13 protein-coding genes are annotated in these 15,823 nt (G+C 48.8%); 12 read left to right on the top strand and 1 reads right to left on the bottom strand.

Translation table 11 applies throughout. The features are described from left to right. The first annotated feature begins 10 nt into the window (after positions 1–10). The 12 genes from B2U10_RS05865 to B2U10_RS05810 all read left to right on the top strand — a co-directional run bounded on the left by B2U10_RS05865 (position 11) and on the right by B2U10_RS05810 (position 14,251). Complete coding sequence (locus B2U10_RS05865; RefSeq protein ID WP_029341204.1) at positions 11–298, top strand: hypothetical protein; 288 nt, start codon at positions 11–13, stop codon at positions 296–298. Positions 299–403: 105 nt separating this feature from the next. Next, positions 404–1,672, top strand: coding sequence for a DUF445 domain-containing protein (locus tag B2U10_RS05860; RefSeq protein WP_290776311.1), 1,269 nt, complete (start codon positions 404–406; stop codon positions 1,670–1,672). After that, entirely contained in the window at positions 1,669–2,496 is an 828-nt protein-coding gene (locus tag B2U10_RS05855) for a DNA-3-methyladenine glycosylase family protein (protein ID WP_290786298.1), read from the top strand. Before B2U10_RS05860 ends, B2U10_RS05855 begins: the two co-directional genes overlap by 4 nt. Before the next feature lie 112 nt (positions 2,497–2,608). Continuing rightward, positions 2,609–3,046, top strand: a complete 438-nt coding sequence (locus B2U10_RS05850; RefSeq protein WP_023467714.1) for a RicAFT regulatory complex protein RicA family protein — start codon at positions 2,609–2,611, stop codon at positions 3,044–3,046. 62 nt (positions 3,047–3,108) lie between these two features. Continuing rightward, entirely contained in the window at positions 3,109–5,640 is a 2,532-nt protein-coding gene (gene mutS / locus B2U10_RS05845) for a DNA mismatch repair protein MutS (RefSeq protein ID WP_290786295.1), read from the top strand. Positions 5,641–5,650: 10 nt separating this feature from the next. Beyond that, positions 5,651–7,483 (top strand): DNA mismatch repair endonuclease MutL, encoded by a 1,833-nt coding sequence (gene mutL / locus B2U10_RS05840; RefSeq protein ID WP_056060460.1) that lies wholly within the window; start codon positions 5,651–5,653, stop codon positions 7,481–7,483. A gap of 431 nt (positions 7,484–7,914) precedes the next feature. Next, a complete protein-coding gene (locus B2U10_RS05835; RefSeq protein WP_052019064.1) occupies positions 7,915–8,304 on the top strand; it encodes a CidA/LrgA family protein in 390 nt (129 codons plus the stop codon). Further along, positions 8,297–8,980, top strand: a complete 684-nt coding sequence (locus tag B2U10_RS05830) for an LrgB family protein (protein ID WP_035408827.1) — start codon at positions 8,297–8,299, stop codon at positions 8,978–8,980. Before B2U10_RS05835 ends, B2U10_RS05830 begins: the two co-directional genes overlap by 8 nt. 99 nt (positions 8,981–9,079) lie before the next feature. Beyond that, complete coding sequence (locus tag B2U10_RS05825) at positions 9,080–9,604, top strand: AAA family ATPase (RefSeq protein WP_035408824.1); 525 nt, start codon at positions 9,080–9,082, stop codon at positions 9,602–9,604. A gap of 101 nt (positions 9,605–9,705) precedes the next feature. After that, positions 9,706–11,745 carry an ATP-binding protein gene (locus B2U10_RS05820; RefSeq protein WP_035408821.1) on the top strand — a complete coding sequence of 680 codons (2,040 nt, stop codon included), beginning with the start codon at positions 9,706–9,708 and terminating at the stop codon, positions 11,743–11,745. 240 nt (positions 11,746–11,985) lie between these two features. After that, complete coding sequence (locus tag B2U10_RS05815) at positions 11,986–13,815, top strand: anaerobic ribonucleoside triphosphate reductase (RefSeq protein WP_035408818.1); 1,830 nt, start codon at positions 11,986–11,988, stop codon at positions 13,813–13,815. Further along, positions 13,787–14,251: a 4Fe-4S single cluster domain-containing protein gene (locus B2U10_RS05810; protein WP_035408815.1), complete on the top strand. Its 465-nt coding sequence runs from the start codon at positions 13,787–13,789 to the stop codon at positions 14,249–14,251. The genes B2U10_RS05815 and B2U10_RS05810 overlap by 29 nt, the downstream gene beginning before the upstream one ends. Before the next feature lie 40 nt (positions 14,252–14,291). On the opposite strand, the gene B2U10_RS05805 is transcribed toward B2U10_RS05810, so the two are convergent. Further along, positions 14,292–15,764: a DHA2 family efflux MFS transporter permease subunit gene (locus B2U10_RS05805; RefSeq protein WP_035408812.1), complete on the bottom strand. Its 1,473-nt coding sequence runs from the start codon at positions 15,762–15,764 to the stop codon at positions 14,292–14,294. Between the last annotated feature and the right edge of the window lie 59 nt (positions 15,765–15,823).

The following is a 15,823-nucleotide window of genomic DNA, read 5'->3' as shown; positions in this document are numbered from 1 at the left end:
GTGAAGAACCATGGAGACATTCGAGCAAAAATGTCAGTCGTTCATTCAGGAACGACGACCTGAAGTCGGTCCGATTCAATTCGAGTCGGCGCGTACGTTTCTCAATGCACGCGGTTTAAGTGTCTACGAACGGATTTATCAAGGGAAAGAAGAAGTCCGATTAGCGTTCGTTGAACAGACAAATGGTCAACAACTCGTTTCATTAATGGAAAATACATTCGGCAACGGACTGGTCTATTTTGTCTCAACGGCAACCGCGACATGGGATGGCGACCGTTTTGGTGAATACACGTTTTAAGTACATAGGGAGTCCCAGTCGATGACTGGGGCTCTTTCGTGTCGAAACCTAATCCTTGTCCCGTTCGTAAGGTAGATAAGTGACTCAGTTGAAGGAGGAAACGATGTGTCATCATTTGAACAACCTAAAACATCGACACGGCGGCTTGCGACCGTTTCGTTGATTTTCATGGCGGTCGGATTCGTCGTCTCATTGCCATTTAAAGAAAATGCGTGGGTCTTTTGGCTCCAGAGTGGTTTTGAAGCCGGACTCGTCGGTGGGATTGCCGACTGGTTCGCGATCACGGCGCTGTTTCGTCATCCGCTTGGCTTAAAGATTCCCCATACGAACCTATTGCCGAAAAATCGGGAACGGGTCATCGAATCGATTGTTCATATGCTCGAGACGGACTTACTGAACAAAGAAAGTATCGTTGCGAAGCTGCAACATATGACGCTTGCAGATCGTGTCATCAAAATTTTACGTTCGATTCTGGTCTTACCTGCCTTTCGAGCAACCGTCACCGAGCTGTTGATGGGTTTGATTCGGAAACTACCGAAAGAGGCAATTCTTGAGTTTGCGAATACACGGGTGACGGAGACGATCAAAGCGTATCCGTCCAAACGGCTGGCGGTCCGGGCGATGGAGTTGAATGAGGAACGTCGACTCGACGAGTGGCTGATGGATCAGTTACTCGATTACGGCCAACGTCTTCTCGAAGATCCGATCATTCGCGATCAGATTGGCCGCCTTGCTTATACGGCAATGATTGACCAAGAAAAGAATACGTTTTTGCGGGTGACGGCGCGAACCGTCCAAAAAGTCTATTCGGAAGAAAAACTCAGTCTGGTCATTCAAGGCGTCTTGTTGACGGTCATTCAAGATATGCGACACGTCCATCATCCGAATCGACTCGCGATTCTCGATCATCTGCGTCGTAACCTGGCACAGTTGTCGATTGATGAAGAGCGTCTCGCGAAAATCGATGCTTGGAAGGCAAGTGAGGTCGACCGGTTTGACTTCGTTCCGGTCATTGAACGTGCATATGACGCTGGTCTGATCGAGCTCGAACGCTATTTGACGTCAGACGCTTTCTGGACGGAACGGGCGATGCCGATGCTTTCGCGCGCTTTAGACGACTGGGAACAGCATCCGACGTTCAAGGATAGCAGTGATCAGTGGATGAAGGAGCAACTCGTGCGTTTCGTCGAACAAAATCACAAAAAAATCGGTGGACTCGTGCGCGAGAACTTGAATCGGTTCGATACCGAGACACTCATTCACATGATCGAGGATAAGGTTGGCAGTGACTTGCAATGGATCCGGGTCAACGGAGCATTGTGTGGATTCATCATCGGTTTGATCCTCGGTGCCATCAAGGTGTTCGTCGGATGAGTCGGTGGACGTATGATCTAACGTTGTCGGAAGCATTTGATTTTAAAGGAATCGTGTCTCGTTTGACGGAAGACCCGTTACAAATCGAACAGAATGGGCGACTCGTTGTTCCAATCTTCGTTGAAGAACAGGCGTATATTACGACGGTTGAAGATATCGACGGCTTCACGTTACGGATTGACGGTTCAGGACCGCAAGCAGCGGTGTTGGCACAACTCAAGCGACGCTTTCGACTCAGTGAGCCGAATCCTGCGCAGCGTCTTAAGACGACGTCATTACATGCGATCGTCGAACAGTTCGGCGACGAACGGCTCGTTCTTGATCATTCACCGTTCACGGCCTTAATTCGTTCGATCATCCATCAACAAATCAATCTGTCGTTTGCGCATACGTTGACGGAACGTGTCTTTCGGACATTCGGAACGGTCAAGGATGGAATCATCCTACCGCCGACACCGCGCCAACTAGCGGCAGCGCGTCGCGAGGACTTGCTCGCTCTGCAACTATCAGGACGTAAAGTCGATTATCTACTCGGGGTAGCAACAGCAGAGATTAATTATGAGGAATTGACGTCAGCGACCGACGCAGAAATCGCTGAGACATTGATTGCACTGAAAGGTGTCGGACCATGGACGGTTCAAAACGTCCTGATGTTCGGGTACGGTCGTCCGGATCTTTTCCCGGCATCGGACATTGGGATATTACGGGCTTTTGAACGATTACTTGGATATCGACCGACAGTAGAAGAAGCGACGCGACTGGCAGAGGAATTCGCTCCTGTTCGCAGTCACGCTGCCTATCTATTATGGCGTTCGATTGAATAAGGAACTATTCTTGTCACTCTATCGTCAGAACGGTATAATGAATGCGATAGAACGAGGAATCGTTCAGAAATGCTAAGGGAAGCGACGTGTTCGCTAACGATAGAGGGGACGAATGTGGATGTATACAGATGAACAAATCATCGAAAAAGCCAATGAAATCGCCAAAATGATTTCAGAGACACCGGAAGTAGAACGATTCAAAGCGGCAGAAGCCAACATCAATGGGAATGAAAAAGTCCAAAAGATGATGAAACAAATCAAGTTCCTTCAAAAAGAGGCAGTCAACTGCCAACATTACGGCAAAACAGAAGCACTCGCACGTGTCGAAGCGAAGCTCGATAAATTGTTCGCTGAGCTCGATGAGATGCCTGTCGTCCAACAGTTCCAAGAAACACAAGAAGAAGTCAACGGACTTCTCCAATACATCACGGTGACGATCTCGAACGGGATTACGGATCAAATCATCGAAGCGACGGACGGAGACGTTCTTGCAGGTAAGACAGGTAGCGGCATGGAAGCAGAAAACAAAAGCGGCGGTTGCGGCTACTAATCACGAAATGAACGAAAAGCCGACGGACATCCGTCGGCTTTTTCGACGAATGAGGTGGAAGAATGGAAGCAGTACACAACACTCCGATGATGAAACAATACTTCTCGATCAAGGCGGATTATCCGGACGCTTTCTTGTTTTATCGGCTCGGTGATTTTTATGAATTATTCTTTGAGGATGCCAAAAAGGTCGCCCATGAACTGGAGTTGACGCTGACGGCGAAAAACGGTAAAAACGCGGAACATCCGATTCCGATGTGTGGCGTGCCCCATCACGCGGCGAACGGCTATATCGAACAGTTGATCGAGCGTGGTTATAAAGTGGCACTTTGCGATCAAGTCGAGGATCCGAAGTTGACGAAAGGACTCGTCAAACGCGAAGTCATCCAAGTCATCACGCCGGGAACGTTGATGTCCGCATTGACGGAAAAAGAGAATCGGTACTTAGTCGCGGTCGTCGAACAGGACGGTCGCTTTGGGATTGCCCGCGGAGATGTCTCGACAGGTGAGAGTGCCTTGACAAGCGTTGCGACACTCGACGGTGTGATCAAGGAACTGAGCATCATCCTGCCACGGGAAATCATCGTCACGACAGAGGAACATGAGACGGCGCTCGCACACTTACGGATTCCACTGACACGTAGCTTACGGCGCGAGCCGCATCCGCACGGCGACCGTGCGATTGATACAGCCCAAGCGGAAGCCTTTGCGGTGCTCTATGCCTATATGCACGATACACAAAAACGGGCGTTGACACATCTGCAACCTGCTGTCGTCTATGAAGCGAGTGACTTCATGCAACTCGAGCCGAATACGGTCAAGAATCTCGAGCTCGTTCGCTCGGCACGGACAGGAGATAAAAAGGGTTCGTTGCTTGGTCTACTTGACGTGACAGGTACAGCGATGGGCGGACGGATGCTGAAACGCTGGTTAGAAAAACCGTTGTTATCGGAACGCGTCATCACGGAACGGCTCGACGCCGTCGAGGAATTGTTGCAACACTATTTCGAGCGTCAACAACTAAAAGATACGTTACGCGAAGTCTATGATCTCGAGCGACTCGTCGCGAAAGTCGGGTATGGAACAGCGTCTGCGCGCGACCTCGTTCAATTGAAGTCGACGTTGCGATTGATTCCCCGCATTCAATCAGCGCTTGAGGAGATGATGAGTGAACGTCTCGGTCAACTCAGTCTCGGACTCGATCCGCACGATGAGTTGAGCGATCTACTCGATCGTGCTTTCGTTGAAGCCCCACCGATCTCAACGAAAGAGGGCGGAATGATTAAGGCTGGTTATTCAGCAGACCTCGATGAGTTACTCGTCGCTTCAAAAGACGGCAAGACATGGCTTGCGACACTTGAAGCCAGTGAACGGGCAGCGACTGGCATCAAGACGTTGAAGATCGGTTACAACCGTGTCTTCGGCTATTACATCGAGGTCTCGCGTGCAAATGCCAAACTGTTACCGGAAGGACGGTATGAACGGAAGCAGACACTCGCCAATGCTGAGCGTTATATCACACCGGAATTAAAAGAAAAAGAAGCGCTGATCCTTGGTGCGGAAGAGAAAAGTGTCACGCTCGAGTACGATCTCTTCTGTGGAGTGCGTGACGAAGTCAAAGGACATATCGAAAGCTTACAGCGCGTCAGTCGCCGGATTGCGGAACTCGACGTCCTCGTCGCACTGGCTGAGATTGCCGAAACACACGACTATGTCCGACCAATCACGACGACCGGCCGAACGGTTGATATTCAGGAAGGACGTCACCCGGTCATCGAGACAGTCTTACCGCGCGGTGAATACGTCGCGAACGGGATTACCTTAAACGAAGGACGCGAGATGCTGTTGATCACTGGACCGAACATGTCCGGTAAATCGACCTATATGCGACAGTTCGCCTTGATTGCTTTATTGCATCAAATTGGCTCGTTCGTACCAGCTGCTCAAGCGGAACTGCCGATCTTCGATCAAATCTTCACCCGGATCGGGGCAGCAGACGACCTCGTCAGTGGACAGTCGACATTCATGGTCGAGATGGTCGAGACACAAGAAGCCTTGACGCGTGCAACGGACCGGTCTTTGATCCTGCTTGATGAAATTGGTCGCGGGACCTCGACGTACGACGGGATGGCACTCGCACAAGCAATCGTTGAACACATCGCCCGGCACGTTGGAGCGAAGACGCTATTTTCGACCCATTATCATGAACTGACGGTGCTCGAAGAATCGATTGATCGATTAGCGAACGTTCATGTCCGTGCCGTTGAACAAGATGGGCGTGTCGTCTTCTTACATGAAGTACGCGACGGAAAAGCCGACCAATCGTACGGAATCCATGTCGCACGGTTAGCTGATTTACCAGATAGTCTGATCGAACGGGCGCAAGTCCTCTTGTCCGAGTTCGAGCAGTCTGAGCCTGTTCCGGTCGCAGCACCTGTAAAAGCTCCTGTTCAGGAGGAGCCGATTGATCAACTCAGTCTGTTCTCAGATGCGGATCCGCTGCGTGAGACGATGGCGAGTCTTGATTTGATCAATATGACGCCACTCGAGGCATTGAATACGCTGTATCGTCTACAAGCCGAAGCGAGAAAGTGAGGAGAATGCAGTGGGAATCATTCGTGAATTATCCGATAGTTTAGCGAACCGGATCGCGGCGGGAGAAGTCGTCGAACGACCAGCGTCGGTCGTCAAGGAACTGGTCGAGAACGCACTTGATGCCGGTGCGACCCAAATCGATGTCGAACTCGAAGAAGCCGGAATGAAACGGATGACGATCCGTGACAACGGACACGGGTTTTACCCGGATGACGCTGAACTGGCTTTCGTTCGTCACGCGACGAGTAAGATTAAGGACGAGCATGACTTGTTCCGAATCAAGACACTTGGTTTTCGCGGAGAGGCCCTTGCCTCGATCGCGTCCGTCAGTAAAGTGACGTTGAAGACGAAACGCGAGGACGCGGAAGGGATTCAAGTGACGCTTGAGTACGGAACGGTCGTTCAGCGGACACCAGCTGCCATGAACCGAGGAACGGAATTGACAGTCGAGCATCTCTTCTTCAATACACCGGCTCGGCTCAAATATTTAAAGACGACGCATACGGAGCTTGCCGCAATCACGGACGTGTTGAACCGAATGGCGTTCGCCCATCCGGACGTCAAGCTTCGGGCTACCCATGAAGGGAAGACGCTGATTCAGACGAATGGATCGGGAGACGTCCGGCAAGCACTGGCGAGTGTCTACGGTCATCAAACGATCCAAGGGACGTTGGTCGCTAAGGGAGCGAATGCCGATTATCAACTGACATGTCATCTCGTCAAACCGGAAGTGACCCGTGCCTCGAAGAATTACATCACGTTGATTCTTAATGGACGTTCGGTCAAAAACTTCGCCCTGACGCAAGCGGTCTTGAACGGTTACCATACGCTCTTACCGATTGGACGGTATCCGATTGCCGTCATTGAGGTGACGATGGATCCACTCCTGATTGACGTCAACGTCCACCCGGCGAAACGGGAAGTTCGTCTCTCAAAAGAGATGGAACTCTGCCAGTTGATTCAAGAGACAATCAAGATGACGCTCAGCCGAGAGACGTTGATTCCGAAGGTGACGCCACCGAAACCGAAAAAGGATCCGAGTAGTCAAGAGAAACTCGATTTTTCTTACGTCGCGGAACCGGTCGAGGAGACGTCATCGCGAGCAGTCTGGAATTATCCGATTCCGAAAAAACCGCAAGAGGACGATCGACCCTCTGTAGAGAAACCATTGCCATTTAGTAACGAGGATGATCTATTCGAGCCCATCGAACCGGTCAAGCAGGACGTTGTCGAACCGATGGAGGAATCCCACGCGCGTCCGCGCTTTCCACACCTCGACGTCATCGGACAACTTCATTCGTCCTATATCGTCTGTGCCGGAGAAGACGGGATGTATATGATTGATCAACACGCGGCTCAGGAACGGATCAAATACGAGACGTATAAAGTCATGTTCGGTCGACCACCGGAGCAACGGCAGCAATTACTCTTACCATATACGTTTGAAATCTCGTCAGATGACATGAAACGAATGGAGGAAATCCTTCCGTTACTAAAAGACGTCGGCATTGAATTCGAAGCGTTCGGTCCACAGAGCTTCATCGTCCGAGAAGTCCCGACGTGGTTCCCGTCCCATCGACAGGAAGAGACGATTCAAGAATTACTCGATGAGGCATTGATGAAACGGAAAATCGATCTTGAGACGTATCGGGAAGATGCCGCCATCATGATGGCATGTAAGAAATCGATCAAGGCGAATCATCCGTTGAACGATGAGATGATGCGTCGGTTGATTGATGATTTAGCGAAGACAGAGATGCCGTTCACGTGTCCACACGGACGTCCAGTCATCATTGAATGGACGACATATGAACTCGAGAAGTTATTCAAAAGGGTCATGTGATCAAGAAGAGGAGTCGATCCCATTCAGGTGTCGTCTCAGATTATAGAAAAGGGAGCTGACTCAAAAGTTAGTTTCTACAAAGAATGACGCGTCATACGCAACTCCTACAGGAAAAAGCGCATTTATGCGCTTCAGAGACAAACAAGATCCGCTTTCCTGCTTGTATAAAGCAGGAAAACTGGCTTGTGTCTCGCCTGAGGAAAGTGCGTGAAAAGACGCGTCATTCTTTTTTGGAGTCAGCCTCTTTTTCGTTCGTCTCGAATCATTTATTGTACTGATACACGATTGAGTAGTTTTTGTTTGTTCTAATACAAAAAAAGTGTGGTTTTTCATGAGAACGGTTACTTCGGTTGATTCACTAGATTTCATTGATTGTTGAAGGAAAGAGGCGGATAATAGGACCCGAAACTGTTAACAAGGGGACCTTTATCATGCTGTCACGCGTTATGCGTATTATTCAAATCATTGCTCAAATCGCACTCATTTTTTGCTTTTCACTCAGTGGGGACTGGGTGAGCGAAACCTTTCAATTACCATTACCCGGTAACATCATCGGCTTGATTCTACTGTACCTGGCGTTAAAAAGCCGTCTGCTCCCACTCGTTGCTGTTGAACGGGGCGGGACATTTCTTCTGTTCGTCATGCCATTGTTCTTTGTTCCAGCACTGTCCGGAATCATGGATTATACCGTATTTCTCCGGACGTCCGGCTTACAGGTCGTGTTGATCGTCATCGTCAGTAGCCTTCTGACATTAGTCGGATCAGCATATATCGTCGATCGTTTAGCACACCGAAAAGAGGCGGTGACACGACATGAATGAGGCACTGTTTTGGATCATCCTGTCAATTGCATTGTTTAGTATCGCAATGTTCATCTATCAACGTTATCCTCGTGTCTGGACGTTACCAATCCTGACGGTAACGGTAGTTTTGATCTTAATTCTCGTCTATTCTGGAGTCTCACACGCAGAATACATGCAAGGTGGACAATATCTATCGAAGATGCTTGGTCCGGCAATCACGGCATTTGCGATTCCGCTCTACCGCGTCCGGCATCACGTTCGGCGTTTTCTACCAGAAATCGGACTTGGTGTTTTGCTTGGAACATGTATTGCCATGAGCTCTGATTTGTTACTTGGTCTATTGCTTCATCTTGAGCGGACAACGAATCTTGCTCTGTTACCGAAGTCGGTCACGTTACCTGTCGCCTTGGCAATTTCACAAAAAGCTGGTGGGACGACGACGCTGACGGCTGCCTTCGTTTTATTGACGGGGTTAACTGGATCGATCGTTGGTCCGAAGCTCATGACGGGATTGAAGATTCGCCACTTCGTCAGCCGTGGGGTCGGTTTAGCATCAATTGCTCATGTCATGGGCGCGACGAAGTCGATGAGTCTCGATCAACGGGAAGGAGCGGTCGGTCTATTGACGATGGTCTTGACGGCCGTCTGTGCCAGTGTCATCGCACCGGTTTTAATCACATGGTTATATGGGTGAACACTCTGTTCTTTAGCAGAGTGTTTTTTTATCGTCGATTGAAACTTGTCGACTGTTTTAGCAGTATAGTACAACAAAAACAGGGTGGAGGAGAACAAGATGATTATTTGGATTAACGGTACGTTTGGCGTTGGTAAGACGACTGCAGCAAACGGATTACAACAACGTTGGAACGGCTCGCACATTTTTGACCCGGAAGAGACGGGTTATTTTTTACGAGCACAGCTGCCGACAAACAAAGATGACTTTCAGGATGAGCCGTTGTGGCGTGCGTTCAATCGACAGCTCCTCGAGCAGCTCGATACGGAAAAGGCACGGATCATCGTACCGATGACATTGACGAATCCAGCGTACTTTCAGGAAATCATCGGGACGTTACGAGCGAACGGTCATGACGTCCGTCATATCGCCTTGATGGCGAAGGAGACGACTGTCAAACGTCGGTTGATTAGCCGCTTCGAGCATCCGAATTCATGGGGTGGTCAACAGGCAGAACAACGCTTACGTCAACTGACCGATCCATTGTTCAGTCAACAGATTCAGACGGATGATCTGACAAAAGGACAAGTTGTCGATGCGATTGCCCTCGTGACTGGGATCGGACTCTCGCCTGCCCGACCATAAAGGATTCAAGAAAGATGTTTCCGGGAATCATTAGATGATAATAGATGAGGAGGAAACAATCTTGAACGAAGGGCAACTTATTGCTAGGAGGATTTATGAATATGAAACACTGGATGACTGAGAAATTGGGCAGGCAGTTGATGGCGATTTTTTATAGTGTCTTTGCACTAAGTGTCATCACATCGGTTGCCAGTTATTTATACGTGGACAATGCAGACGGTCGGACGAAAGAACAGGTACTCGACCAGTTACAAAAGACACAATGGTTCTGGTTTTTGAACTTGATGGTTTTTTTATTTTGTCTATTGTTCATCGTCCGTCCGTTGATTCATCGTGTGACATCACAGCTCCGCGAATTGAATGTCAAAAGTCGTCGTCTTGCGGAAGGAAAGTCTATTTCGCTCGAGCATGATGTCGACAGCCATAATGAAGTCGGTCAATTGACGGCATCGTTTTACCAGATGGCACGGTCGATCTCATCACAACATGCGGAACTGTCAGCAAAGAATCAAGAAATGAAACGCAATCAGGAAGTACTGACGCAAAAGCAAGACGAACTTGAGCACGCTTTGGAAGTGACCCGGACGAACGAGTTGCATCTACAAGATCGGAACGAATTAATCGAAACACTTGCCTCAAAAGAGAGTTTATTTGATTATTCTTCTGTCATCAGTACGATCGTCCGATTGACGAAGACGGAATTTGGTGCCCTGTTGCTGATCAAAAATAATGAGATCGCCCAAGTCGTTCCTAAGGAGATGACGGAGGATCAGCAGGAGAGCTTAAAAACAGAATCATTGCTGCTGAAACGAGTCATGATTTCAAAGGAAACCGCACATTCCTCAAAAAAGGTCGCGAACGACGATCTCATCAAGTATCCGTATCACGTCTATGAAGGTGTTATTCCGATCATGGATCCGGCAAAAGAAGAATTGATTGCCTGTCTCTATCTAGCAAGGTTTGACGCACCATTCAACCAACAGGATCTAGCGGAACTGGAATCGTTCTCGAAACAAATCGCGATCTCATTGATGCGGATGTCACTCTATGAACAGATGGAATACGAACGAAAAGAGACGGCGCAACTGTTGAATTCCGTTCGGGAAGCGATTCTTTATATCAAACATGAGGAAAAGACGATCTTAGGGAATCAGGCATTATTTGATATCTTCCAGTCGTTACAGGTCGAGGAAGATAATGACTCAATGACGTTTCTTGAGGTCCAACCAGAGACGATGTTCGAGCAGATGGACCAGAAAGAAGCTTTTGAAGCGTACTTTGAAGAAGTTTTATCGGGAGAGATCCCTGAGGGCATGTTCTCTTTGTCGATCGACCAGGGTGAATATTTCATTCAAGTTTATGCCGAAGCCATCGCGCATGGAGAACAGTCGAAGGGAACGATCCTCGTCTTTCGTGACGTCACGGCTGAGACAGAGGTTGATCGGGTCAAATCAGAACTCGTCTCGACGGTTTCGCATGAACTTCGAACACCGCTCTCTTCGATTTATGGCTTTACGGAGCTGATGTTGAAACGGGATCTGGATCCCGAGCGGAACAAGCGATACTTGCAAACGATTCATGATGAATCGAAACGATTGACCAATCTTGTCAGCGACTTCTTGAACGTCCAGCGGATGGAGTCAGGAAAGCAAGAGTATGATAAACAAATCTTTGATCTGAAAGAAATCGTCAAGGAACAAATTCAGTTTTATCAAGCAGCGACGGAACAACATAGTCTGCAGCTTGATTTGAATGACGAACAGGACTTTATGGTCGAAGCAGATGCGAACAGTATGAAACAGCTACTTGGAAATCTATTGAATAATGCAGTCAAATACTCACCGGACGGTGGGGATGTCGTTGTGACGCTGACCCATCAGCACAATCAGATTGAACTAAGCGTCCGTGATTTCGGAATCGGGATTCCGAGTCATTCGATGCCGCATCTATTCAGCAAGTTCTATCGTGTCGATAACTCAGACAGCCGAAAAATCGGCGGAACAGGTCTTGGATTATCGATTTGTAAGGAAATCGTTCGAGCGCATGATGGCAACATCGAAGTCGAATCGATCTTGGGAGAAGGGACGGTTTTTCGGGTCAAGTTACCAAGTGCGACGGACGCGTTACTCGAAGCAGAATGAAGAGACGAAGAAGAGGCGATATCATGCGCCTCTTCTTTTTTGTCGTTTCACGTGTGAGATTCGTCCAAATTCATGCGCTTGGCTAAAACGAGTAAGATGCAGACATTTGAACGATAAATCGAACAGATTGATGACAGAACGGCTGAAACAGTTGAAAAAATCGTAAATTGTGCAGGGATTGCTAACGTTTCTGTACTCTCGCTATAGTGATTACAAAAAAGCGTGAGAGGAAGAAGAATCATGGAGAGCTTAGAAGCCTTACTCACACCACCGCAAGAGATCGAACAAGAGAATGCAAACATTGATGGCAAAACACCACTTGCGAAGTTACAACGGATTGCTGGGGAAGCAGCACGGCAGATGATGCGACGACATCTCGAAGCGGATGTCTTGCAGGCGCTTGACGACAACATTTTGTATATTCATGACGCCGATTATTATGTGACTGGGACGACGACTTGTGCCCAAATTCCGCTCGGTCAGTTACTCTCAAACGGATTTCAGACAACGCACGGTTCGATCCGTCCGGCGCAAGACATTCGTTCTGCCCTCGCCCTTGCGGCAATCATCGTCCAGGCGAATCAAAACATGCAGCATGGCGGACAAGCCTTCGCAACCTTTGATGATGATTTAGCGCCGTTCGTCGAAAAGACCTATCAACGGGAATGGACGAAACTAAATGACCTCGTTCCGCATTGGAAGCGGCGTAAGCGGGAGCGACATGCATGGCAGGAGACGTATGAAAAAACGTTTCAAGCATGTGAAGCATTCATTCATAATACGAATTCGATGCATTCGCGCGGTGGTGGACAGGTTCCGTTTTTATCCGTCAATTATGGAACGAATACGACGTATGCAGGGCGGCTCTTCCAACGTGCCTTGCTAACAGCGACGGAGCGTGGGCTGGGCAAGGGTGAGACACCGATTTTTCCGATTCAGATCTATAAAGTTAAACAAGGAATCAATCTGTCACCAATGGACCCAAACTATGATTTGTTTCAACTCGCTACACGTGTAACAGGAAAGCGATTGTTTCCCAACTTTGCATTTCTCGATGCACCATTTAATCACCAGGAGCAACCGGGAAAAGCGGAAGTCGCGTATATGGGATGCCGGACCCGTGTATTCGAGGATCGTGGAGACATACCGTCCGTCACAGGTCGTGGTAATTTATCCTTCACGAGCATCAATCTCGTCCGTTTGGCACTCCAGAGTCAAACCGTCGATCAAATGTTCGAAGTCGTCCAAGATACGACAAGACTTGCATGCCGGCAACTCATCGCACGGTATGAGTTCCAGGCAAGTCGAACGGCTGACGAGTTTCCATTTTTATATCAACACGTCTGGAAAGACGGTGAGACGCTAAGAAATACGGATCAGGTAGGTCCGGTCCTCAAACACGGGACGTTAGCGGTCGGCTTCATCGGACTTGCTGAATGTTTGTCCGTTCTGACGGGGAGTCATCATGGTTATTCCGAACTAGCACACCGGATTGGTCTTGCATTGATTCAAGCGATGCGGACGGTAGTCGACAATTTTGGCGAACAGACAGGGTTGAACTTTAGTTTACTCGCAACTCCGGCCGAAGGATTATCCGGTAAGTTCACACGTCGCGATGTCAGTGACTTTGGTGAGATCGAAGGAGTGACAGATCGACCGTATTATACAAATTCCTTTCACATTCCTGTCGATGCGCCCGTGACGATCCGTGAGAAGATTCAACTCGAAGCCCCGTTCCATGCATTATGTAATGGCGGTCATATCACCTATGTCGAGACGGATGGTGCGCTTGCTGGAAATCCGGAAGCAATCGAAGACATCGTTCGTTTAATGGCGGAGGCTGGAATCGGTTATGGATCAATCAATCATCCCGTCGATCGCTGTCTTGATTGCCGAACGGAGCAGACGATCGAGGATCAATGTCCAGTTTGCGGGAGTGGATCGATCGAACGCATTCGGCGCATCACCGGATATCTCGTCGGTACGCTGGACCGCTGGAATGAAGCGAAACGGGCAGAAGAGCAGAATCGGGTGAAACACGATGTTACGGGTCCTCTCGCTTCTTCCTGACTCCGTCGTCGATGGTCCCGGTTTACGAACGGTGTTATTTCTTGCCGGTTGTCCGCATCACTGTGCCGGCTGTCATAATCCGTCCTCCTGGGATCCTGCAGGTGGCGTAGCTTGGACAATTGACGAGACGGTCGCGCGGATTCAAGCAACCGGTCACCGGCGCCTGACGCTATCCGGTGGGGAACCGTTGTTACAAGCAATAGCGCTCTATCGGCTACTAGAACGACTCGGACCAGACTATGAAGTGATCTTGTATACGGGCTATGTGTTGGAAGAGATCATCAAGCATCGAGAATGGCACCCCTTGTTACGCCGACTAGATGGATTGATTGATGGTCCGTTCATCCTATCGAAACTTGACCGAACGACAAGCTTTCGGGGGAGTACGAATCAACGAATGTATGATCGACAGCATTTAAACAAACGTTTGGATTAGACAAAAACTCCCCCATCTTTTTAGACAGGGGAGAATCAAATCATGCATATTTTTGTTCTTGATCGACGGATTCGACGACTGCGAGTGTCGTTGTCCGTCGTTTTTTGATGAAAAACGATAAGATCAAAGCAGCAAGTGCGAGTAATGTCGCGATAAAGAACGTATCATTGATTCCTTCAATCATCGCCTGCATCTGCAACCATTCCGGATTTGCAGCTTCAGGTTGTGAAGCGAGTTCCGGAACGTGGTGTTTCGTCCGCGATGTCATGATCGTCACGAGCAGACCTGAACCAATCGCACCCGATACTTGTGACAACGTGTTGTTTAATGCCGTACCGTGAGGTGTCAAATGTTGTGGAATATGATTCAATCCGTTCGTCATGACCGGCATCATGACCATCGAGATTCCAAGGAAACGTAACGTATACATGATGACGAGGAACGCGTATGACGTATCCGCAGCTAGCTGACTGAATGAGAACGTCGTCAAGACCGTCAGTGATAAGCCGATGATGGCAAGGATGCGAGCACCAAATCGGTCGAAGAGACGACCTGTTATTGGTGACATGATCGCCATGACGATCGCACCCGGTAACATCAAGAGACCAGAGTGAAATGGTGAGATGCCACGAATTGTCTGGATGTAGATCGGCATCAAGATCATCGCGGAGAACATTGACATGTTCAAGACCATTGAAATCCCTTGCGATAAAGCGAACATCGGATACCGGAAAATACCGAACTCAAGCATCGGTTCTTCGAGCATGAATTGACGTATAATGAAGGAAGTCAAACTGATTACACCGATGATCAATGATCCGATGACCGTCCAAGATCCCCATCCGGCAGAACCGGCGGAACTAAATCCATACAACAAACCACCGAAGCCGAAGCTTGAAAGGACGAGTGAGAACAAATCGAGCTTAAGTGAACTTTGAACCGTCTCTTTCTTCAATAAGAAGGCACCCGTGAAGAGTACGAGCAATGCGATCGGTGTGACGAGATGGAACAACATCCGCCACTCATAATGTTCAAGAATCCACCCGGACAATGTCGGTCCGATTGCTGGAGCAAAGGTGATGACGAGTCCGAAGATTCCCATCGCTTGCCCACGCTTTTCGATTGGGAAACCGGTCAAGAGAACGTTCATTAACAGTGGCATCATGATCGCGGAACCCGACGCCTGCATCATGCGCGCACCGAGTAGAAGCGGGAAGATGTGTGCTTGTCCGGCGATAATCGTTCCGAGTGAGAACAATGTCATCGCCGTCAAGAACAGTTGGCGCGTTGAGAACTTTTGGACGAGGAATGCTGACGTCGGAATCATGATTCCATTGACGAGCATATATCCCGTCGTCAACCACTGGGCGGTGCTTGCCTGAATACCGAACGATTTCATGATCGACGGTAAGGCGATGTTGAGTAACGTCGAGTTTAGGACCGCAACGAACGCACCTGCCATGAGGACAGCTAAAATTAAATAAAGTCGTGATGATTGCTTGCTTGATTGCATTTCGTTATGCTCCTTTTGTACTACGAGTCTAAAATGTTAGACTTGAATTCTATGACTGA

The sequence above is a fragment of the Exiguobacterium sp. UBA7533 genome (genome assembly GCF_002479335.1).
GTDB lineage: Bacteria > Bacillota > Bacilli > Exiguobacteriales > Exiguobacteriaceae > Exiguobacterium_A.
The sequence above is the reverse complement of the archived record's forward strand: the minus strand, read 5'-3'. Positions and strand labels throughout refer to the sequence as shown.

Bases quoted from the DNA above. Each gene is read 5' to 3' on its own strand.
- B2U10_RS05865 (WP_029341204.1), top strand. From the start codon at position 11: ATGGAGACATTCGAGCAAAAATGTCAGTCGTTCATTCAGGAACGACGA.
- B2U10_RS05855 (WP_290786298.1), top strand. From the start codon at position 1,669: ATGAGTCGGTGGACGTATGATCTAACGTTGTCGGAAGCATTTGATTTT.
- B2U10_RS05850 (WP_023467714.1), top strand. From the start codon at position 2,609: ATGTGGATGTATACAGATGAACAAATCATCGAAAAAGCCAATGAAATC.
- mutS (WP_290786295.1), top strand. From the start codon at position 3,109: ATGGAAGCAGTACACAACACTCCGATGATGAAACAATACTTCTCGATC.
- B2U10_RS05835 (WP_052019064.1), top strand. From the start codon at position 7,915: ATGCTGTCACGCGTTATGCGTATTATTCAAATCATTGCTCAAATCGCA.
- B2U10_RS05830 (WP_035408827.1), top strand. From the start codon at position 8,297: ATGAATGAGGCACTGTTTTGGATCATCCTGTCAATTGCATTGTTTAGT.
- B2U10_RS05825 (WP_035408824.1), top strand. From the start codon at position 9,080: ATGATTATTTGGATTAACGGTACGTTTGGCGTTGGTAAGACGACTGCA.
- B2U10_RS05820 (WP_035408821.1), top strand. From the start codon at position 9,706: ATGAAACACTGGATGACTGAGAAATTGGGCAGGCAGTTGATGGCGATT.
- B2U10_RS05815 (WP_035408818.1), top strand. From the start codon at position 11,986: ATGGAGAGCTTAGAAGCCTTACTCACACCACCGCAAGAGATCGAACAA.
- B2U10_RS05810 (WP_035408815.1), top strand. From the start codon at position 13,787: ATGTTACGGGTCCTCTCGCTTCTTCCTGACTCCGTCGTCGATGGTCCC.
- B2U10_RS05805 (WP_035408812.1), bottom strand. From the start codon at position 15,764: ATGCAATCAAGCAAGCAATCATCACGACTTTATTTAATTTTAGCTGTC.